This is a genomic window from Pseudorhodoferax sp. Leaf265 (assembly GCF_001422365.1).
Classification (GTDB): domain Bacteria; phylum Pseudomonadota; class Gammaproteobacteria; order Burkholderiales; family Burkholderiaceae_C; genus Pseudorhodoferax.
Genome location: NZ_LMMT01000040.1, coordinates 433,778 through 454,318, shown reverse-complemented (window position 1 = coordinate 454,318; position 20,541 = coordinate 433,778). Strand labels below are relative to the sequence as shown.

Here is a 20,541-nt window from a genome sequence, read left to right as displayed (position 1 = left end):
GGCCCAGACTTCACGCGAGGAGCGCCCACGGATGCCTGTTCCGTCACCGACGACGTTTCCGTTGCGCGCCTGAACAAGTCCTGCCGCCATGCGCGTCGCGCCCCCCATGCAAGAGAGCGGCTCCACCGCCAACACCGTGGTCGCGCGTCCCGCGCCGCGCGCGCTGCTGGTCTGCGACGCGGCCGGTCGTGTCCAGCAGGCCAACGCCGCCTGGTTGCGCCTGTTCGCCGCGCCCGGCGGCCCGGCGCCTTCCCTGCTCGATGCCACCCTGCATGTGGATGCGCAGGCCGGTCCCCAGCAACTGTTGCGGGCGCTGGAGGCCGGGGGCGGTGCCGTGCAGGACCTGCGGCTGCCGCTACGGCGCCACGACGGATCGGTGTTCATGGCCAGCGTGCAGTGCACCAGGCTGCAGGCGGGCGACCAGACCTGGTACACGGCATGGGTCGGCGAGGAGGCCGAGCAGGGTGAGGCCGACAGGCCCTTGCAAGGGCCGGGCGGTGAAGCCGAACTGCTGCACAGCCTGCAGGTGGGCATCGTCCTCATAGGCGGCGGCAGGATCCTGCGCGCCAATGCGAAGTTCGCGCAGATCTACGGTTTCGCCGATCCGCAGGCGCCGGTCGGCCTGGACACGGCATGCCTGTACGAGGACGAGGCCGAGGCCCAGCGCGTCGGTGCCGAACTGGCCCGCACCTTCGCGCAGGAGACGAACTACAGCGTCACCTGGAGCGCCCGCCGCCAGGACGGACGCCGCTTCATGGCCTGCGGGCGGGCCCGGGCGATCGAGATTCCCGGCTGCAACGACGCCACGGTCTGGATCATCGAGGACGAGGCGGAGATTCGCGATGCGGAGGAGATCCGCAAGGAGAACGAGAGCTACAGCCGCATGTTCCAGCAGTCGCACATCGCGATCTCGATCTACGACCCCTCGACCGACTGCTATGTGGACTGCAACGAGGCGGCGCGCAAGCTCTACGGCTTCGAACGTGCCGAGGACCTGCGCGGACGCACCGTGCTGTCGATCTCCGCGCCCATGCAGGAGCGCGGCCCGACCGAGAAGATCCTGGCGGCCGGCCGGCGCAACCTCAACGAGGCCGGCCGCGAGTCGCCGAGCTTCGAGTGGCGCCACCGCCGCCCGGACGGCACGGACTGGATGGCCGAATGCCGCGGCACCACCTTCCGCTACCGCGGCAAGACGCTGATCCAGTTCACGCTGATCGACATCACCGCGGCCAAGGAGACGCAACGCCAGGTCAAGGAGATGGCGGTCTTCCTGCAGACCATGATCGACCGCATGCCCAATGCGGTGTTCTACAAGGGTCCGGACACGCGGCTGCTGGGTTGCAACGAGGCTTTCGAGCAGGCCTTGGGCGTGCAGCGCGCCGACCTGGTCGGCAAGCGTGTGGACGAGCTGGAGCAGATGCCCGAGGCGCTGCGCGACCAGTTGCAGGCCGAGGACGAGCGCGTGATCGCCGAAGCGGCGCACATGCAGCGGGAAACCACCTTCCCGTTCGCCGATGGCCGGACGCACCAGGTGCTGTACTCGGTCAGCGGCTTTCGCCAGCGCGACGGCAGCCCGGGCGGCCTGGTCGGCGTGATCGTCGATCTGGAGGCCCTGAAGGCCGCCGAGAACGCACTGGGCGTGGCGCAGAAGGAGCAGGCCGCGATGTTCGAGGCGGCGGGCGTGGGCATCGCCTTCGTGCGCGACGGCACCATGGCGCGCTGCAACCGCGAACTCGACGGCATGTTCGGCTATGCGCCAGGTGAACTGCAGGGCCAGCCCATCGGCATCTGGTACGGCGGCGATGCGGACCATGCGGCGGCCCGCGTGCGGCTGCGCGAGCTGATCGGCGCGCCGCGCGACAGCCTGCACGACCAGGAGTTCGTGCGCAAGGACGGCACGCGCTTCTGGGGCCGTGTGACCGCGCGCTACATCCACGAGGACACCACCCAGGGCAGCGTCTGGTTCATGGAAGACGTGACCGAAGAGCGCGCCATCGCGCAGGCGCTGGCCGAGGCCAAGCAGGCGGCCGAGGAATCGGCACAGGCCAAGTCCATGTTCCTGGCCAACATGAGCCACGAGATCCGCACGCCGATGAACGCCATCATCGGCTTGTCGATGCTGGCGCTGCGCACGGATTTGGACAAACGGCAGCGCGACTACGTGAGCAAGGTGCACAACGCGGGCACGGCGCTGCTGGGCATCATCAACGACATCCTGGACTTCTCGAAGGTCGAGGCCGGCAAGCTGGACATCGAGTCCGCGCCGTTCCGCCTGGACGAGGTGTTGGACAACGTGGCCGCGCTGCTGGCCCAGAAGGCCGGCGACAAGGGGCTGGAGCTCCTGTTCGATACCGAGCGCGAGGTGCCGCCGGTGTTGGTGGGTGATGCGCTGCGCATCGGCCAGGTGGTCACCAACCTGGTCAGCAACTCGGTCAAGTTCACCGAGAAGGGCCAGGTGGTGGTCTCGGTGCGGCTGCTGGAGCAGGAGGGGGAGGGAGCAGGTGCCCAGGTGCGCCTGCGCGTGGACGTGCGCGACTCGGGCATCGGCATGACGCCCGAGCAGGCCGCGCGCCTGTTCCAGGCGTTCACGCAGGCCGATGGCTCGACCACGCGCAAGTACGGCGGCACGGGCCTGGGCCTGACCATCAGCAAGCGGCTGGTCGAACTCATGGGCGGGGAGATCCATGCCGAGTCCACCGCCGGGCAGGGCAGCCTGTTCTGGTTCACGGTGCGCCTGGGCGTGGGCGAGGACAAGGGCGGGCGCGACGTTGCGGCCCTGGGGGCCATGCGCGGCATGCGTGCGCTGGTGGTGGACGACAACGACGCGGCGCGCGAACTCATGGGCGCGCAGCTCTCGGGCATGGGCTTTGCGGTGGACACGGTGGGCAGCGGCGAGGACGCATTGGCCGCGGTGGCACGGGCGCAAGGCGGCAAGCCCTATGGCCTCATGGTGGTGGACTGGCAGATGCCGGGCCTGGACGGCATCGAGACCGCGCGGCGCGTGCGCGCCCTGAACGACGGCCTGCGCATCGTGATGGCCACGGCCTACGGGCGCGACGAGGTGCGCGCACACGCCGAAGAGGCCGGCATCGAAGCCTTCGTGGTCAAGCCCGTCGGGGCCTCGGCACTGGTGGACGCACTGATGACGGCGCTGGTGCCGAACACTGCACCGTCCTCGCGCGCCGTGCAGAGCCAGGAGATCGCGGCCGACCTGCTGCGCGGCGTGCGGCTGCTGCTGGCCGAGGACAACGAGATCAACCAGCAGATCGCCATCGAGCTGCTGGAGGGTGCGGGCGCCAGCGTGCGCGTGGCAGGCAACGGCAAGGAGGCCGTGGACCTGGTGCAGTCCGGCGAGCCCTTCGACGCGGTGCTGATGGACCTGCAGATGCCGGTGATGGGCGGGCTGGAGGCCACGGGCCTGATCCGCGCGGACGCGCGCTTCAACGCGCTGCCCATCATCGCGATGACGGCGCACGCCATGGTGGAGGAGCGCGAGCGCTGCCTGGCGGCCGGCATGGTGGACCACATCACCAAGCCGCTGGACCCGCCGGCCATGTTCAAGTCGCTGCTGCGCTGGGTGCAGGCGTTGCCGGCCGAGGCCGCGGTTGCCGCATCCCGGCGGGAAGCCCAGTCTGTGCAGGACCTGCCCGACATTCCCGGCCTGGACACCGCCGCCGGTCTGCGCCGCGTGGGCGGCAACCGCGCGCTGTACCTGCGGCTGCTGCACCAGTTCGTCGACGGCCAGGCCGACGCCGTGCAGCGCATCGAGGCCGCGCTGGCCGGCGGCCGGCAGGAGGAGGCCAAGCGCGCGGCGCACACCGTGCGCGGCGTGGCCGGCAACATGGGTCTGGCGCCGCTGCAGGCTGCTGCGACCGAACTGGAGGAAGCACTGCGCCATGGCGGCGACGTGCCAGGGGCGCTGTCGGCTTTCGGTGCCGAGTTGTCGGCCCGCGTGCAGGCGCTGCGCGCGGTGTGGGGCGCGGACACCGGCATGCCGCGTGCGGCCCCGGCCAGTGCGCCGGCCATCGACGCGGCGCAGGCGGCCGGCCATGCCCAACAGTTCGCCCGGCTGCTGGCCGACTGCGATGCGCAGGCCGAGGACTACCTGGCCGCGCACCGCGCCGCGCTGGTGCAGGTCTGCGGGGCCGAGGCCGTGGCCGCCACCGCGCGGGCCGTGCAGGCCTTCGACTTCGACGCCGCGCTGCAGACCGTGCGCGATGCCGCCGTGCAACAGGGCGTTGTGATCGAGGCGACAGCTTGAAGCAGGCGCCCCGCCAGCCTCGGACCGCCGGCAGCCCTGGCCAGTCTGCAGAATGGCTACTCGTGCAGATCAAATCCGCCGCCGAATTCATTTATAAACGGCAACAAACCAACGCCACCCGTCTTTCCATGCACCACAAGCGCTTTCGGATGGTTTCGTCGACACCGCCGGCAACGCTGCACGGGTAGGTGGCCGCGTCTGCCATGCCTGCCCCGTCCATGCAGGACCGTGATGCCCCAGACGTCGCCGCTGTGCCCGGCTCTGCGTCTGCGGCGCTGATCGTGTGCGAGCGCGGCGGGCAGATCCAGCGCACCAATGCCGCCTGGACGCGCCTCTTCGGCCGGGCGGCCGGGCCGGGCCCCTCGCTGTTCGAGGCGGCGCTGTATGCCGAGGGCGATGCCGGGCTGCGCCGGCTGCAGCAGGCGCTGGCGGACACCGATGGCGCCGTGGATGCACTGGAGCTGCGCCTGCTGCGCCGGGACGGTTCGGCGTTCCTGGCCCGTCTGCAGTGTGTGGCATCGTCGGCCGGCAGCCAGACCTGGTACAGCGCCTGGGTCATCCCCTGCGATCCGCCCCCTCCGGCCGCCCAGCAGTCGGATGCGGAGCAGGCGCTGCTGCTGGGCGGCCTGCTGGCCGGCACCGCACTCGTCGGCAATGGCCGGCTGCTGCGGGCCAACGCCAGCTTCGCGCGCATGCATGGCTACGCCGATGCCGACGGCATGGTGGGCCTGGAGATCCCGGGGCTGTTCGAGGACGCCACCGAGTACGAGCGTTTTTGCACCGAGACCGCGCGCTCGTTCGCGGATGGCCCGACCTGCAGCATCACCTGGCGTGCGCGGCGCCAGGACGCCAGCGTGTTCCAGGTCTATGCGCGGGGTCGCACGGTGGAACTTCCAGGGGGCGGCAGCGCAGTGGCGTGGATCGTCGACGACGAGAGCGACCTGCGCCGCGCGCAGGAGGCGCGGCAGGACAACGAAACCTACAGCCGCATGCTGCAGGATTCGCACATCGCGATGTCGATCTACGACCCCGTCAACGACTGCTACACCGACTGCAACGAGGCCGCCCGCCGACTCTACGGCCTGGAGCGGCGCGAGGATCTGCTCGGGCGCAACGTGTTGTCGGTTTCCGCGCCGGTCCAGGAGAACGGCATGTCCTCGGCCGAGATGCTGGCCATGGGCCGCAAGAACCTGTCCAGCCGTGGCAAGGAGATGCCGACCTTCGAGTGGCTCCACCAGCGGCCCGACGGCACGCAGTGGATGGCCGAAGTCCACGGCACGCCGTTCCGCTACCGGGGCCGCACACTGGTCCAGTTCACCGTGAGCGACATCACGGCCGCGAAGGAGGCGCGCCGCCAGATGAAGGAGATGGCGGTGTTCCTGCAGACCATGATCGACCGCATGCCCAACGCGGTCTTCTACAAGGGGCCGGACACGCGCTTCCTGGGCTGCAACCATGCCTTCGAGGAGGCCTTCGGTGTGCCGCGCGAGGTGATACTGGGCAAGCGTCTGGACGAACTGGAGCACATCCCCGAGCCGCTGCGCAGCGAGTTGCAGGCCGAGGACGAGCGCGTCATCGCCGAGGCCGGCCATGTGCGCCGGGAGATGCGGTTCCGCTTCGCCGACGGCAGCGTGCACCAGGTGCTGTACTCGGTCAGCGGCTTTCGCCAGCGCAATGGCAAACCGGGCGGCCTGGTCGGCGTGGTGGTCGACCTCGAAGCCCTGAAGGCGGCCGAGAGCGCGCTGGGCGTGGCGCAGAAGGAACAGGCCGCGATGTTCGAGGCGGCAGGCGTGGGCATCGCCTTCGTGCGCGACGGCACCATGGCCCGATGCAACCGCGAGCTCGACAGCATGTTCGGCTATGCGCCGGGCGAACTGCAGGGCCGGCCGCTGGGCCTGTGGTACGGCGAGCATGCGGACCTGTCCGAGGCCCGGATGCGGCTGGAGCAACGCATCGGCATGCCGCGCGACAGCCACCACGACCAGGAGTTCGTGCGCAAGGACGGCACGCGCTTCTGGGGCCGCATCACGGCTCGCCACATCGACGCCGACACCAGCCAGGGCAGCGTGTGGTTCATGGAAGACGTGACCGAGGAGCGGGCCATCGGCCAGGCGCTGGCCGAGGCCAAGCAGGCGGCCGAGGACTCCGCGCAGGCCAAGTCCATGTTCCTGGCCAACATGAGCCACGAGATCCGCACGCCGATGAACGCCATCATCGGCCTGTCGATGTTGGCCCTGCGCACCGAGCTGGACAAGCGCCAGCGCGACTACGTGAGCAAGGTGCACAACGCGGGCACGGCGCTCTTGGGCATCATCAACGACATCCTGGACTTCTCCAAGGTGGAAGCCGGCAAGCTGGACATCGAGTCCGCGCCGTTCCGGCTGGACGAGGTGCTGGACAGCGTGGCCGCGCTGCTGGCGCAGAAAGCCGGCGACAAGGGGCTGGAGCTGCTGTTCGACGCCGCACGCGAGGTGCCGCCGGTGCTGGTGGGCGATGCGCTGCGCATCGGGCAGGTCATCACCAACCTGGTCAGCAACTCGGTCAAGTTCACCGAGAAGGGGCAGGTGGTCGTGTCGGTGCGGCTGCTGGAGCAGCAGGGTGCCGAGGTACGCCTGCGCGTGGACGTGCGCGATTCGGGCATCGGCATGACGCCCGAGCAGGCCGCGCGGCTGTTCCAGGCCTTCACGCAGGCCGATGGCTCGACCACGCGCAAGTACGGTGGCACCGGGTTGGGCCTGACCATCAGCAAGCGGCTGGTCGAGCTCATGGGCGGGGAGATCCATGCCGAGTCCACGGCCGGGCAGGGCAGCCTGTTCTGGTTCACGCTGCGCCTGGGCGTGGGCGAGGACCAAGGCGGGGTGGACATCTCGGCGCTCGGCGCCCTGCGCGGCATGCGTGCGCTGGTCGTGGACGACAACGACGCCGCACGCGAACTCATGGGCGCGCAGCTGTCGGGCATGGGCTTCGCCGTGGACACGGTGGGCAGCGGCGAGGATGCGCTGGCCGCGGTGGCCCGGGCGCAGGCCGGCAAGCCCTACGGGCTGATGGTGGTGGACTGGCAGATGCCGGGCCTGGACGGCATCGAGACCGCGCGGCGCGTGCGCACGCTGAACGACGGGCTGCGCATCGTGATGGCCACGGCCTACGGACGCGACGAGGTGCGCCAGCACGCCGAGCAGGCCGGCATCGAGGCCTTCGTTGTCAAGCCAGTCGGATCCTCGGCGCTGGTCGATGCCCTGATGACCGCGCTGGTGCCCAACGCGGCACCGTCCTCGCGCGCGGTGCAGGCGCAGGAGATCGCACCCGACCTGCTGCGCGGCGTGCGCCTGTTGCTGGCCGAGGACAACGAGATCAACCAGCAGATCGCGATCGAGCTGCTCGAGGGGGCCGGCGCCAGCGTGCGCGTGGCGGGCAACGGCAGGGAGGCGGTGGACCTGGTGCGGTCCGGCGCGGCTTTCGACGCCGTGCTGATGGACCTGCAGATGCCGGTGATGGGCGGGCTGGAGGCCACGGGCCTGATCCGTGCGGACGCGCGCTTTGCCGCGCTGCCCATCATCGCGATGACGGCGCACGCCATGGTCGAGGAGCGCGAGCGCTGCCTGGCGGCCGGCATGGTGGACCACATCACCAAGCCGCTGGACCCGCCGGCGATGTTCAAGTCGCTGCTGCGCTGGGTCCAGGCGCGGCCGGCCAGCGCCGCAGTTGCAGCCGCCGCGCCGCAGGAGCCGAACCAGGCCCTGGATCTGCCCGACATCCCCGGCCTGGACACCGCCGCCGGCCTGCGCCGCGTGGGCGGCAACCGCGGCCTGTACCTGCGGCTGCTGCAGCAGTTCGCGCAAGGGCAGGCCGACGCGGTGCAGCGCATCGAGGCCGCGCTGGCCGCGGGCCGGCCGCAGGACGCCGAGCGTGCCGCACACACCGTGCGCGGCGTGGCCGGCAACCTGGGCCTGGCGGCGTTGCACGCGGCTGCGGCCACGCTGGAGGACGCAGTGCGCCATGGCGGCGACGTGCCGGCCGCGCTGTCGGCCTTCGGGGCCGAGCTGATGGCGCGTGTGCAGGCGCTGCGCGCGGCCTGGGGCACGGATGCCGGCATGCCGGTGGTGGCGCCGGCTGGCGCGCCGGCCATCGATGCGGCCCGGGCGGCCGGCCATGTCCAACAGTTCGCCCGGCTGCTGGCCGACTGCGATGCGCAGGCCGAGGACTACCTGGCCGAGCACCGCGCCGCGCTGGCGCAGGTCTGCGGGGTCGAGGCCGTGGCCGCCATCGCACGTGCGGTGCAGGCCTTCGACTTCGATGCCGCGCTGCAGGCCTTGCGCGACGCGGCCGCGCAGCAGGGCGTGGTGGTCGAGACGACCGCCTGAAGGCAGCGTCCCGGCCTGGGGCCGGGTCTATCATGGCCCGCTCCTTTTTCCAGTGAAGTCTCCCCCCATGGACCACATCCGTTTCGGCCGTACCGGCCTGCAGGTCTCGCGCCTGTGCCTGGGCTGCATGAGCTACGGCGCGCCCGAGCAGGGCAACCATGCCTGGACCCTGCCCGAGGCCGCGAGCCGGCCCTTCCTCAAGAAGGCGCTGGACCTCGGCATCAACTTCTTCGACACCGCCAACGTCTACTCGGCGGGCACCAGCGAGGAGATCGTTGGCCGCGCCCTGGCCGACTACGCGCCGCGCGACGAGGTCGTCGTGGCGACCAAGGTGCACGGCCGGATGCGGCCCGGTCCCAACGGCGCCGGCCTGTCGCGCAAGGCCATCCTGTCGGAGATCGACAACAGCCTGAAGCGCCTCGCCATGGACCATGTGGACCTCTACCAGATCCACCGCTGGGACCACGCCACGCCGATCGAGGAGACCATGGAGGCGTTGCACGACGTGGTCAAGGCCGGCAAGGCGCGCTACATCGGCGCCTCGTCCATGTACGCGTGGCAGTTCGCCAAGGCCCAGGCCGTGGCCGAGCGCCATGGTTGGACGCGCTTCGTCTCCATGCAGAACTACCTGAACCTGCTGTACCGCGAGGAGCAGCGCGAGATGCTGCCGCTGTGCCGCGACCAGGGCGTGGCCGTGATTCCCTGGAGCCCGATGGCGCGCGGCCGCCTCACGCGCGACTGGGACAGCGCCAGCGCGCGTGCCGAGACCGACGCCTTCGGCCGCACGCTGTACGCCGCCACGGCCGAGGCCGACCGCAAGGTGGTGGAGGCCGTGGCCGCAGTCGCAGCCTCCCGTGGCGTGCCGCGTGCCCAGGTCGCGCTGGCCTGGGTGCTGCAGCAACCGGGCGTGACGGCGCCCATCGTCGGCGCGACCAAGGTCGAGCACCTGGACGACGCCGTGGCCGCGCTGTCTCTCAAGCTCACGCCCGAGGAAATCGCCACGCTCGAGGCGCCCTACGTGCCGCACGCCGTGGTCGGTTTCTCGTGACCGAAACCCTGCTGGCCGCGGCGCGCGCGGCCCAGGCCAATGCGCATGCGCCGTACTCGCGCTACAAGGTCGGCGCCGCGCTGGCCACGCCGGACGGGCGCGTGTTCTCGGGCTGCAACGTCGAGAACGCGGCCTACCCGAGCGGCACCTGCGCCGAGGCCGGCGCCATCGCGGCCATGGTCGCGGCCGGCGGGCGCACCATCGCCGAGATCCTGGTCGTGGGCGATGGCCCCGAGCCGATCACGCCCTGCGGCAACTGCCGCCAGCGCATCCGCGAGTTCGCCAACGGCGTGGCGCGCGTGCACGCGGCGGGCGCGGCCGGCGTGCTGGCCAGCTTCACCCTCGACGAACTGCTGCCGGCTTCGTTCGGCCCGCACCACCTGCCATCCGCCTAGACCGTTTCTCCATGCCCCACATCGTCATCGAATACACCCCCAACCTCGGCGCGCTGCCGTTCGACGCCATGCTGGCCTCGACCACGCAGGCGCTGTCGGAAAGCCCCGAAGTGCAGGACGAGGCCGACCTCAAGGCCCGCGTGCTGCGCGCAGACCACTTCCGCGTGGGCCTGGCCGATCACGGCCGCGGCTACCTGCATGTGCAGCTGCGCATCCTGGCCGGCCGCACGCCCGAGGCCAAGAAAGACCTGAGCCGCCGCGTGGCCGATGCGCTGCGCGGCCACCTGCATGCGCTGCCGGGCGGGCTGGAGGCCTTCCTCAGCGTGGAGGTGGTCGACATGGACCGCGGCAGCTACACCAAGGTCCGCCTGGCCTGAACGCGCCGCGCACCGTCTTCCCGTAAACTGGTCGGGCCGCGCTTACCCGCGCGGCGCCCAGGGGCCGGCCACTTACCCGTGGCCGCGTCCTGTACCAACCCAAGCACGCTACCGCGTGCGGAGACATCGATGCGCGAGCACCCAGCCCTGCGGCTGCACGTGCCGGAGCCCACCGGGCGACCTGGCTGTGCGACCGACTTTTCCTTCCTGCAGATTTCCGGCGCGGGCACCGTCCGCAAACCGCCGGTCGACACCTCCCACTTCGAGACCGCGGACCTGGCCTACGCCCTGATCGGCGTGCTCGACCGCGACGGCCAGGCCGTCGGCCCCTGGTCGCCGCAGATCGACGGCACCCAGCTGCGCCGCGGCCTGCGCGCGATGATGAAGACGCGCATCTTCGACGCGCGCATGACCATTGCCCAGCGCCAGCGCAAGACCTCGTTCTACATGCAGTGCCTGGGCGAAGAAGCCATCGCGGTCGCGCAAGGCATGGCCCTCGCCAAGGGGGACATGCACTTCCCGACCTACCGCCAGCAGGGCCTCCTGCTGAGCCGCGACGACGTGTCCATGGTCGAGCTGATCTGCCAGCTCATGAGCAACGAAGCCGACCCCATGAAGGGCCGCCAGCTGCCCGTGATGTACTCGTTCAAGCGGGCCGATTTCTTCAGCATCTCGGGCAATCTGGCCACGCAGTATCCGCAGGCCGTGGGCTGGGCCATGGCGTCTGCCATCAAGGGCGACACGCGCATCGCCTCGGCCTGGATCGGCGATGGTGCGACGGCCGAGTCGGACTTCCACACCGCGCTGACCTTCGCCCATGTCTACCGCGCGCCCGTGATCCTCAACGTGGTCAACAACCAGTGGGCGATCTCGAGCTTCCAGGCCATCGCGGGCGGGGAGTCGACCACCTTCGCCGCGCGCGGCGTGGGCTGCGGCATCGCCTCGTTGCGCGTGGACGGCAACGACTTCCTGGCGGTCTATGCCGCCTCGCAGTGGGCGGCCGAGCGCGCGCGCAGCAACCAGGGCCCCACGCTGATCGAGTGGGTGACCTACCGCGCCGGCGCGCACTCGACCTCGGACGACCCGTCCAAGTACCGGCCGGCCGACGACTGGGAGCGCTTCCCGCTCGGCGACCCGATCGAACGGCTCAAGGCCCACCTGATCGTCCTGGGCGTCTGGTCCGAACAGGAGCACGAGCAGGTGCACAAGGAGCTGGAGGCCGAGGTGGCCGCCGCGCAGAAGGAGGCCGAAAGCCACGGCAGCCTGCTGGACGGCCACATCCCGAGCGCCGCGACGATCTTCGAGGATGTCTACGAGACCATGCCCGAGCACCTGCGCCGCCAACGCCAAGAGTTGGGAGTCTGAAGATGCTGACCGAAGTCAAGAACCCGGCGGTGGAAACGGCAGAGACCACCAGCAAGCCCATGACCATGATCCAGGCCCTGCGCTCGGCGCTGGACGTGGTGATGGCGCGCGACCCCGACGTGGTCGTGTTCGGCCAGGACGTGGGCTACTTCGGCGGCGTGTTCCGCGTGACCGAAGGCCTGCAGGCCAAGTACGGCAAGACGCGCTGCTTCGACGCGCCGATCAGCGAGGGCGGCATCGTGGGCGTGGCCGTGGGCATGGGCGCCTACGGCCTGCGTCCCGTGGCCGAGATCCAGTTCGCCGACTACTTCTACCCGGCCTCCGACCAACTGGTCTCCGAAGCCGCGCGGCTGCGCTACCGTTCGGCCGGCGACTTCACCTGTCCGATCACGGTGCGCATGCCCTGCGGCGGCGGCATCTATGGCGGGCAGACGCACAGCCAGAGCCCCGAGGCGCTGTTCACGCACGTGAGCGGGCTGCGCACCGTGCTGCCCAGCAACCCCTACGACGCCAAGGGCCTGCTGATCTCGGCCATCGCGTGCAACGACCCTGTGATCTTCCTGGAGCCCAAGCGGCTCTACAACGGCCCCTTCGACGGCCACCACGACCGGCCGGTCGTGCCCTGGTCCAAGCATGCGTTGGGCATGGTGCCCGAGGGCTACTACACCGTGCCGCTGGAGTCTGCCGCCGTGTTCCGCCCCGGCAACCAGCTGACCGTGCTGACCTACGGCACCATGACCTGGGTGGCCGAGTGCGCGGCGCGCGAGACCGGCATCGACGCCGAGATCATCGACCTGCGGTCGATCTGGCCGCTGGACCTGGACACCATCGTCGCGTCCGTCAAGAAGACCGGCCGCTGCGTGATCGTGCACGAAGCGACCAAGACCAGCGGCTTCGGCGCCGAGCTCTCGGCCCTGGTGCAGGAGCATTGCTTCTACCAGCTGGAAGCGCCCATCGAGCGCGTGACCGGCTGGGACACGCCGTACCCGCACGCCCAGGAATGGGCGTACTTCCCGGGGCCCGACCGCGTCGGTGCCGCGTTCCAGCGCGCGATGGAGGCATGACCATGGGCCAGTACACCATCAAGATGCCCGACATCGGCGAAGGCATCGCCGAAGTGGAACTGGTCGAATGGCGCGTGCAGCCCGGCGACACCGTCGCCGAAGACCAGATCCTGGCCGACGTGATGACCGACAAGGCGACCGTGGAGATCCCGTCGCCGGTGGCCGGCACCGTGCTGGAACTGGGTGGCCAGCCCGGTGCGCTGCTGGCGGTCGGTGCCGAGCTGATCCGGCTGGAGGTTGCGGGCGCAGGCAATGTGGCCGCCAAGGCGCCGCAGGTGGCCGCTGTCGCAGCGCCAGTCGCTGCACCGGTCGCAGCCCCTGCAGCGGCAGCACCGGTCCCCGTGCAACGCCCGCCGGTCGCCGCTCCCGTGGCCATGCGCGCGCCCGGCGAAAAGCCTGTTGCCTCACCCGCGGTGCGCCAGCGTGCCTGGGAGCTCGGCATCGAACTGCAGTTCGTGCACGGCAGCGGCCCGGCCGGCCGGATCACGCACGAGGATCTGGACGTCTATCTGGTTTCGGGTGGCCAGCCGCGCACACCCAGCGCCGGCAGCGGCTATGCGCAGCGCCATGGCGAAGAGGCCGTGCCGCTGATCGGCCTGCGCCGCAAGATCGCGCAGAAGATGCAGGAGTCCAAGCGCCGCATCCCGCATTTCAGCTATGTGGAGGAGATCGACGTCACCGACCTCGAAGCCCTGCGCGCGCAGTTGAACGAACGCTACGGGCCTGCGCGCGGCAAGCTCACCTTGCTGCCGCTGCTGGCCCGCGCGCTGGTGTTCGCGCTGCGCGATTTCCCGCAGATGAACGCACGCTTCGACGACGATGCCGGCGTGGTCACGCGCTACGCGGCCGTGCACCTGGGCATGGCCACGCAGACCGACAACGGCTTGCTCGTGCCCGTGCTGCGCCATGCCGAGGCGCTGGACCCCTGGGCTTGCGCCAGGGAGATTGCACGCCTGGCCGAGGCCGGCCGCAGCGGGAAGGCCGGGCGCGACGAGCTGTCGGGTTCCACCATCACCATCAGCAGCCTGGGCCCGCTGGGCGGCCTGGTCACCACGCCCGTCATCAACCACCCCGAGGTGGCCATCGTCGGCGTGAACAAGATCGTCGAACGCCCGGTGTTCCGTGGTGGTGCGGTCGTGGCGCGCAAGCTCATGAACCTGTCGTCGTCCTTCGACCACCGCGTGGTCGACGGCATGGACGCGGCGCAGTTCATCCAGGCCGTGCGCGCCTTGCTCGAAACCCCGGCCCTGCTGTTCGTGGAGTGAAGATGGCATCGAAGACAACGACATTGCTCGTCATCGGCGGCGGGCCGGGCGGCTACGTGGCCGCCATCCGCGCGGCGCAGCTGGGCGTGGCCACCACGCTGGTGGAGGGCGTGGCGCCCGGCGGCACCTGCCTGAACATCGGCTGCATCCCCTCCAAGGCGTTGATCCACGCGGCCGACGAATACGACCGCGTGCGGCGCGCCACCACCATGTCGCCACTCGGCATCCGTGCCGGGGCGGCCGGCATCGACCTGGCGGTCACGCAGGCCTGGAAGGAGGGCGTGGTCGGCAAGCTCACGGGTGGCGTGGCCGCGTTGTTGCGCAAGGCCGGCGTGCAGGTGGTGGCCGGCTGGGCCCGCATCGTCGACGGTAAGACCGTGGATGTGGCGCGCGAGGACGGCGAGACACAGCGCATCCAGTGCGAGCACCTGCTGCTGGCCGCGGGTTCCGAGCCCATGGCGCTGCCGCAGTTGCCGTTTGGCGGCAAGGTGCTGTCCTCGACCGAAGCTCTGGCGCTGACCGAGGTGCCGCGGCATCTGGTCGTGGTCGGCGCCGGCTACATCGGCCTGGAACTCGGCATGGCCTGGCGCAAGCTCGGTGCCGAGGTCACGGTCGTCGACGTGGCCGAGCGCGTGCTGCCTGGCTACGACGAGGACCTGGGCAAGCCGGTGCTGGCCGCCATGAAGCGCATGGGCATCGTGCTGCACCTGGGCTGCACGGCCGAGGGCCTCACGACCGATGGCAGCGGCCTGCGCGTGCGCAGCCGGCATGCCGACGAGTTCGTGCTGCCCGCGGACCAGGTGCTGGTCGCCGCGGGCCGGCGTCCGCGCACGGCCGGCCTCGAATCGCTGCAGCTTGACATGGACGGCGGCGCCGTGAAGGTCGATGCCACGGGCCGCACCTCCATGCGCAACGTCTGGGCCATCGGCGACCTCACGGGCGAGCCCATGCTCGCGCACCGGGCCATGGCCCAGGGCGAGGTGGCGGCCGAATGCATCGCAGGCCACAAGCGCCGCTTCGCGCCACTGGCGATCCCGGCCGTGTGCTTCACCGACCCCGAGGTGGTGGCCGTGGGACTGACGCAGGCCCAGGCCGCGCAGGCCGGCATCGAGACCCTCAGCGCGCAGTTCCCGTTCGCGGCCAACGGCCGCTCCCTGACCATGGAGGGGGGCGAGGGCTTCGTGCGCGTGGTGGCGCGCCAGGACAACCACCTCGTGCTGGGCTGGCAGGCCGTGGGCCAGGGTGTGTCCGAACTGGCCGCGGCCTTCAGCTACGCGATCGAGATGGGCGCGCGGCTGGAGGACGTGGGCGGCATCGTCCACGCCCATCCCACGCTGGGCGAGGCCGTCCAGGAAGCGGCCCTGCGCGCGCTGGGGCGGGCCATCCACCTGTAGCCACGCGGCGCGGTGCCCCGGTCAGCCGATGAAGGCGAATCGGGGCTGCTCCCGGCCGTCGACCTCTACCTTGCTGACGAACATGGCGTGCGGCCGCACCCACCAGCCCGTGCCGTTGTAGAGCGGGCGGTAGACCACGAGCGGTTCCAGCGTTTCGCTGTGCCGCGCAACGGCAAGCACTTCGTACTCGCCACCCTTGTAGTGGCGCCAGCGGCCGGGCGTGACGGAGGGCAGGGGCGGCAGATCGTCCATGGGCAATGCAGTCGGCAAAGCGGGCAAGCTTGCCACAGCTGCTCAAGTCTGCGGTGCGATGGCCGGTCGCATCGGTGTCTTCAGCGGATGTTCCGATCAAATTTCTGAAAGAATTTGTGCGGAAAATAGACGAATTGATCGACTGGCCGCCATGGCCGGATCGCCGCTTTTGTCCTTTCTCCGGTTTCCTCGCATGAAGAATCTACGCATCGGTACCCGCCTGGGCGGCGGTTTCGCGCTCATCCTGGTCGTGATGGCCCTCATCACGGCGGTCGGCCTGTGGCGCCTGCAGACGGTGGCCCAGGCAACGCAGGCCATGACGCAGCAGCCGCTGGCCATGGAACGCATGATCAGCGACTGGTACCGCTATGTGTACAGCGGCGCGCGCCGCACCACGGCCATCGTCAAGAGCACCGATCCCTCGCTCGGCCAGTTCTTCGCTGCCGACGCGGCCAGCAGCACCAAGGAATCGGGCGAGCTGCAAAAGCGCATCGAGCCGCTCTTGAACAGCCCCGAGGAGCAGGCGCTGTGGGCGCAGATCCAGCAAGGGCGCCTGCTCTACCTGTCCTCGCGCGACCAGGCCGTCAAGGCCAAGAGCGATGGCCAGGCCGAAGAGGCCGAGCGCCTGCTGACCCAGGTCTATCTGCCGGCCACCGACAAGTACACCAGCCTGATCCAGCAGCTGCTGGACCTGCAGCGCACGCGCATCGACGCCACCGCCCAGCGCATCGACGGCATCTACGGCGAGAGCCGCCTGCTGATGCTGGGCCTGGGCCTGCTCGGCCTGCTGGCCGGCGGCCTGTTCGCCTGGCGCCTGACCGTGGGCATCACGCAGCCACTGGCCCAGGCCGTGCGCGTGGCGCGCGCCGTCGCCGCAAGCGACCTGACCAGCCGCGTGACCGTGCCCTCGCGCGACGAGACCGGCCAGCTGCTGCAAGCCCTGCAGGACATGAACGCCAGCCTGTCCGGGGTGGTGGCCAGCGTGCGTTCCGGCACCGACAGCATCGCCACGGCCTCCAGCGAAATCGACGCGGGCAACCAGGACCTGTCTTCGCGCACCGAGGAGCAGGCCAGCTCGCTGCAGCAGACGGCTGCTTCGATGGAGCAATTGACCAGCACCGTGCGCCAGAACGCCGACAACGCGCGCCAGGCCAACCAGTTGGCGGCCTCGGCCTCCAAGACGGCCGTGCAGGGCGGCCAGGTGGTGGCCGGCGTGGTCGGCACCATGGGCGCGATCAACGACAGCAGCCGCAAGATCGCCGACATCATCGGCGTGATCGACGGCATCGCGTTCCAGACCAACATCCTCGCGCTCAACGCGGCCGTGGAAGCCGCGCGTGCCGGCGAGCAGGGCCGCGGCTTCGCCGTGGTGGCGGGCGAGGTGCGGGCACTGGCGCAGCGCTCGGCTGCGGCGGCCAAGGACGTCAAGCAGCTCATCGGCGACTCGGTGGCCAAGGTCGAGGAGGGCAGCGCCCAGGTGGCCGAGGCCGGCCGCACCATGGACGCCATCGTGCAGAGCGTGCAGCGCGTGAGCGACCTGGTGGCCGAGATCACGGCCGCCAGCCAGGAGCAGAGCCAGGGCATCGAGCAGGTGCACCAGGCGGTCTCGCAGATGGACACGGTGACGCAACAGAACGCGGCGCTGGTCGAAGAGGCGGCCGCCGCCACCGGGGCCTTGAAGGCCCAGGCCAGCCAGCTGGCGAGCGCCGTGAGCGTGTTCCGCATCGAGGGCGGCGTGGCCCCGCAGTCGGCCGTGGGCGCAGCGCGCGCCGCCGCTGTGCCGGCACGGCGGGCGCCGCAGGCACCCCGCAAGCTGCCGCCGGCACCGGCCAGCCGCAGTCCGGCTGTGGCAGCGCCCACGCGCGTGGCCAAGGCCGCCCGCCCGGCCCCGGCCCCGGCGCCGGCACTGGCGCAGGGCGATGGCGACTGGGAATCCTTCTGAACGCCGGCGCTCCCGCGCGGGCGCCATGAAAAAACCCCGCCGCAGCGGGGTTGGTGAGGGAGCCGGGTGGGGGCTCAGGCCTTGTTCTGCCGACGGCGGCTCACGCCGGCCAGGCCCACCAGGCCGAGGCCCAGCAGTGCGACCGATGCCGGCTCGGGCACTTCGACCACCAGCGGCGTGCTGGTCACCTTCAGCAGGAAGTTGACCTCGTTCTCCTGGCCTTCGACCGTCGTGAAGCCGATGCAGCCGTTGGCTGCACCTGCGGCGGCACAGACGGTATCGGGCAGCGTGGCCAGTGCGGGCGAGGCGAAGAAGCTGAAGAAGTACTCGTCACCGCCCAGCGTGATCGACTTGTTCAGGGAACCGTCCAGCACCCAGATGTCATTGCAGGGATTGCCGACCGGGCTGGCGGCCGCGCAGGTGCCAGCGGTGTTGGGCGTTTCGGCGAACAGGATCTTGTAGGTGGCGGTCTCGTAGATGTAGGGATCGGTGGTGCCGGCTGCCCGCAGTCCCAGCGTGGCGTTGATGGTGGCGCTCCTCAGCGTCGCATAGGCACCGGACACCACGTTGTTGCTGTGCGTGTAGGTGTTCGCGCTCTCGGCCGCGCCATTGGTCGCCAGCGTACCGGTCTGGGGGTTGTTGCTGATGCCGATGCCGCTGCGGCCGGGACCGGCGGGACCGGTGGGACATGCGCCCCAGGTGATGGCCGAGCCCGAGACGCTCTGGCAGCCGCTGCCGCTCGAGAAGGTGGTGGAACCGGGGAGGACCGAGAAGGAGCTGGTGACCGTGTAGTCCCAGTTGATGGGCGCGGCGGCGGCGGTGCCGCTCGCGATGGCCAAGGCCAGGCCGATGGCTCCGAGCGCGCCGATGGATGCATGTCGCATGTGTATTCCTTTTTGCATTCAATTACTAGATAACAAAAACAAGTCGACCGCAGTCGACTTGGCACAAATAGCAGTATGCGTGCCACGAAGGTCTGAACGTTGTTTTTAAAGTTCTTTTGTATGGAATTTATGGCGGTATTGTGCTCTGTGAAAAATTTGTCGACAGAGGCTCAGCCTCGACAAACAAACGTCTCAAATCAATGGCTTAGCGTCTAGCCGAATCCTTCGCGTCATTTGCGCGGAAGCAGCCCGACTCGCGGCGATGGCGCTGCGCTCAGCGTTGCTGCGTCTGTTCCAACAGCTTGACCAGGGCCCACATGGCGCGGTTGACCGGCGTCGCGATGCCCCGCGCTTCGCCGCGCCGCACCACCAGGCCGTTAAGGTGGTCGATCTCGGTGGGCTTGCCACGTGCCAGATCCTGCGCCGTGGAGGAGCTTTGCGTGGGCATGGTCCGCGCCAGCCGCTCGACGGCCTGGTGGATGTCGGCCGGCAGCGCCACGCCCTCGGCGCCGGCCACGGCCAGGCATTCGGCCACCAGGTCCGCCATGACCTGCGGCACGCCTGCACCCTGGACCAGGCGGCCGTAGGGCAGCTGGGCAATGGCCGACAGCGCGTTGTAGGCGCAATTGAGCACGAGCTTGGACCACAGCGCCGTGCGTGCATCGTCCGACACCTCGGTCGGCACGCCGGCCGCGCGCAGCACCTCCGCCAGCGCCGCGCTGCGGGGCCCGGGTTCGATGACGAGCTCGCCGCGCCCGTGGTGGCGCATGTGGCCAGGGCCGGCCATCTCGGTGGCCACGTAGACCACGGCGGCTGCCACCTCCTGCGGCAGCACAGTGCGCAGCCGTTCGGCGTTGTCCACACCATTCTGCAGCGTGAGCACGAGCGCCTGGGCGGGCAGGTGCGCCAGCAGCTGGCGGCCCGTGGCCTCGGTGTCGGGCGACTTCACGCTGAACAGCACGAGGTCGGCGCCGGCCACGGCGGCCGGGTCGGTGCTGGCCTGCACGCGCACCAGTTCGTCGAAGCTGAGCGTCTGCATGCGCAATCCCTGCGCGTTGACGGCGTCCACATGCTGCGGCCGGCCGATCAGCGTGACGGCGTGGCCGGCACGCGCCAGCATGCCGCCGTAATAGCAGCCGACGGCGCCGGCGCCGACGACGGCGACCTGCAAGGGGGTGGGGAGCGTTGCGGACTGGGACATGGGATGGTGGTCGAAACGGGGGAGCGGCATTGTGGCGGCCCCGCCTACACTGCGGCCCCATGCCCATCGCAAGCCGTCTTTCGCTCCACCACCTGTGTCTGTGCCTGGCCGCCGCGCTGCCGCTGTCCTGGTCCGCCCATGCGCAGTCGCCCACCACGGGCGCGGCGCCCGAGATGGCGGCCCGGCCCGCGGGGCCGCCCCAGCCGGGCGGCCGCTATGTGGTGGACCCCACCCACACCTTCGTGCTGTACGAGATGGGCCATTACGGCACCAGCACCAACCGCGGCCGCTTTGGCACGCGCGACGGCCAGGTGCAGGTTGACGCCGCTGGCCAACTGGCGCGCGTGGACGTCAGCTTCGACATGGCCAGCATCAACACCGGCGTGGACCTGCTGAACCGCCACGTGCAGAGCAGCGACTTCCTGAACGTGGCCGATTTCCCGACCGGACGCTACCAGGCCGAGGACGTGCGCATCGAGGAAGGCCGCGTGCAGGTGCTGCGCGGCCGGCTCACCCTGCTGGGCCAGACCCATCCAGTGGACCTGCGCGCCGTGCGCTTCAACTGCTATGTGAGCCCGCTGCACGGGCGCCAGGTGTGCGGCGGCGATTTCGAGGCCGAGATCCTGCGCAGCCAATGGGGCATCAACTGGGGCCTGCAGTTCGGCTTCGAGGACCGCGTGCGGCTGCTGGTGCAGGTCGAGGCGGTGCTGGTGCCCGTGGCGGCACGCTGAG

General features: G+C 70.3%; 14 protein-coding genes. 11 read left to right on the top strand and 3 right to left on the bottom strand.

The genetic code is table 11. The annotated features are described in order from the left end of the window. The first annotated feature begins 88 nt into the window (after nucleotides 1-88). From ASF45_RS33450 to lpdA, 9 genes are all read left to right on the top strand, one after another. Nucleotides 89-4,261, top strand: a complete 4,173-nt coding sequence (locus ASF45_RS33450) for a response regulator (protein WP_082551416.1) — start codon at nucleotides 89-91, stop codon at nucleotides 4,259-4,261. A gap of 203 nt (nucleotides 4,262-4,464) precedes the next feature. Further along, a complete protein-coding gene (locus tag ASF45_RS33445; RefSeq protein ID WP_156473279.1) occupies nucleotides 4,465-8,622 on the top strand; it encodes a PAS domain S-box protein in 4,158 nt (1,385 codons plus the stop codon). A gap of 67 nt (nucleotides 8,623-8,689) precedes the next feature. Continuing rightward, nucleotides 8,690-9,670 carry an aldo/keto reductase gene (locus ASF45_RS33440; RefSeq protein WP_056674000.1) on the top strand — a complete coding sequence of 327 codons (981 nt, stop codon included), beginning with the start codon at nucleotides 8,690-8,692 and terminating at the stop codon, nucleotides 9,668-9,670. After that, nucleotides 9,667-10,065 carry a cytidine deaminase gene (locus ASF45_RS33435; RefSeq protein WP_056673995.1) on the top strand — a complete coding sequence of 133 codons (399 nt, stop codon included), beginning with the start codon at nucleotides 9,667-9,669 and terminating at the stop codon, nucleotides 10,063-10,065. Before ASF45_RS33440 ends, ASF45_RS33435 begins: the two co-directional genes overlap by 4 nt. Before the next feature lie 11 nt (nucleotides 10,066-10,076). After that, nucleotides 10,077-10,442 (top strand): 5-carboxymethyl-2-hydroxymuconate Delta-isomerase, encoded by a 366-nt coding sequence (locus ASF45_RS33430; protein ID WP_056673992.1) that lies wholly within the window; start codon nucleotides 10,077-10,079, stop codon nucleotides 10,440-10,442. Between the two features lie 129 nt (nucleotides 10,443-10,571). Beyond that, nucleotides 10,572-11,807 carry a 3-methyl-2-oxobutanoate dehydrogenase (2-methylpropanoyl-transferring) subunit alpha gene (locus ASF45_RS33425; RefSeq protein ID WP_056673989.1) on the top strand — a complete coding sequence of 412 codons (1,236 nt, stop codon included), beginning with the start codon at nucleotides 10,572-10,574 and terminating at the stop codon, nucleotides 11,805-11,807. Between the two features lie 2 nt (nucleotides 11,808-11,809). Next, nucleotides 11,810-12,871 carry an alpha-ketoacid dehydrogenase subunit beta gene (locus ASF45_RS33420; RefSeq protein ID WP_235581103.1) on the top strand — a complete coding sequence of 354 codons (1,062 nt, stop codon included), beginning with the start codon at nucleotides 11,810-11,812 and terminating at the stop codon, nucleotides 12,869-12,871. A 2-nt stretch (nucleotides 12,872-12,873) separates the two neighbouring features. Further along, the gene (locus ASF45_RS33415; protein ID WP_056673986.1) at nucleotides 12,874-14,136 is read left to right on the top strand and encodes a dihydrolipoamide acetyltransferase family protein; all 1,263 of its coding nucleotides are present in this window, start codon (nucleotides 12,874-12,876) and stop codon (nucleotides 14,134-14,136) included. 2 nt (nucleotides 14,137-14,138) lie between these two features. After that, complete coding sequence (gene lpdA / locus ASF45_RS33410) at nucleotides 14,139-15,530, top strand: dihydrolipoyl dehydrogenase (protein ID WP_056673983.1); 1,392 nt, start codon at nucleotides 14,139-14,141, stop codon at nucleotides 15,528-15,530. 21 nt (nucleotides 15,531-15,551) lie between these two features. Here lpdA and ASF45_RS33405 read toward each other — a convergent pair whose 3' ends face one another. Next, nucleotides 15,552-15,782 (bottom strand): DUF1653 domain-containing protein, encoded by a 231-nt coding sequence (locus ASF45_RS33405; RefSeq protein WP_056673980.1) that lies wholly within the window; start codon nucleotides 15,780-15,782, stop codon nucleotides 15,552-15,554. A gap of 193 nt (nucleotides 15,783-15,975) precedes the next feature. Between ASF45_RS33405 and ASF45_RS33400 the strand changes: the two genes are divergently transcribed. After that, nucleotides 15,976-17,724 carry a methyl-accepting chemotaxis protein gene (locus ASF45_RS33400; protein WP_056673977.1) on the top strand — a complete coding sequence of 583 codons (1,749 nt, stop codon included), beginning with the start codon at nucleotides 15,976-15,978 and terminating at the stop codon, nucleotides 17,722-17,724. A gap of 74 nt (nucleotides 17,725-17,798) precedes the next feature. Here the strand turns inward: ASF45_RS33400 and ASF45_RS33395 are convergent, their stop codons facing one another. Then, nucleotides 17,799-18,608, bottom strand: coding sequence for a THxN family PEP-CTERM protein (locus ASF45_RS33395; RefSeq protein ID WP_056673975.1), 810 nt, complete (start codon nucleotides 18,606-18,608; stop codon nucleotides 17,799-17,801). A 274-nt stretch (nucleotides 18,609-18,882) separates the two neighbouring features. Continuing rightward, nucleotides 18,883-19,809, bottom strand: coding sequence for a ketopantoate reductase family protein (locus tag ASF45_RS33390; RefSeq protein ID WP_369802203.1), 927 nt, complete (start codon nucleotides 19,807-19,809; stop codon nucleotides 18,883-18,885). Between the two features lie 59 nt (nucleotides 19,810-19,868). Here ASF45_RS33390 and ASF45_RS33385 point away from each other — a divergent pair, with 59 nt between their 5' ends. Then, nucleotides 19,869-20,540, top strand: coding sequence for a YceI family protein (locus ASF45_RS33385; protein WP_056673969.1), 672 nt, complete (start codon nucleotides 19,869-19,871; stop codon nucleotides 20,538-20,540). The last annotated feature ends 1 nt before the right edge of the window (nucleotide 20,541 follow it).

Coding starts and splice junctions, on each gene's coding strand:
- ASF45_RS33450 (WP_082551416.1), top strand. CDS start 89: ATGCGCGTCGCGCCCCCCATGCAAGAGAGCGGCTCCACCGCCAACACC.
- ASF45_RS33445 (WP_156473279.1), top strand. CDS start 4,465: ATGCCTGCCCCGTCCATGCAGGACCGTGATGCCCCAGACGTCGCCGCT.
- ASF45_RS33440 (WP_056674000.1), top strand. CDS start 8,690: ATGGACCACATCCGTTTCGGCCGTACCGGCCTGCAGGTCTCGCGCCTG.
- ASF45_RS33430 (WP_056673992.1), top strand. CDS start 10,077: ATGCCCCACATCGTCATCGAATACACCCCCAACCTCGGCGCGCTGCCG.
- ASF45_RS33425 (WP_056673989.1), top strand. CDS start 10,572: ATGCGCGAGCACCCAGCCCTGCGGCTGCACGTGCCGGAGCCCACCGGG.
- ASF45_RS33420 (WP_235581103.1), top strand. CDS start 11,810: ATGCTGACCGAAGTCAAGAACCCGGCGGTGGAAACGGCAGAGACCACC.
- ASF45_RS33415 (WP_056673986.1), top strand. CDS start 12,874: ATGGGCCAGTACACCATCAAGATGCCCGACATCGGCGAAGGCATCGCC.
- lpdA (WP_056673983.1), top strand. CDS start 14,139: ATGGCATCGAAGACAACGACATTGCTCGTCATCGGCGGCGGGCCGGGC.
- ASF45_RS33405 (WP_056673980.1), bottom strand. CDS start 15,782: ATGGACGATCTGCCGCCCCTGCCCTCCGTCACGCCCGGCCGCTGGCGC.
- ASF45_RS33400 (WP_056673977.1), top strand. CDS start 15,976: ATGAAGAATCTACGCATCGGTACCCGCCTGGGCGGCGGTTTCGCGCTC.
- ASF45_RS33395 (WP_056673975.1), bottom strand. CDS start 18,608: ATGCGACATGCATCCATCGGCGCGCTCGGAGCCATCGGCCTGGCCTTG.
- ASF45_RS33390 (WP_369802203.1), bottom strand. CDS start 19,809: ATGTCCCAGTCCGCAACGCTCCCCACCCCCTTGCAGGTCGCCGTCGTC.
- ASF45_RS33385 (WP_056673969.1), top strand. CDS start 19,869: ATGCCCATCGCAAGCCGTCTTTCGCTCCACCACCTGTGTCTGTGCCTG.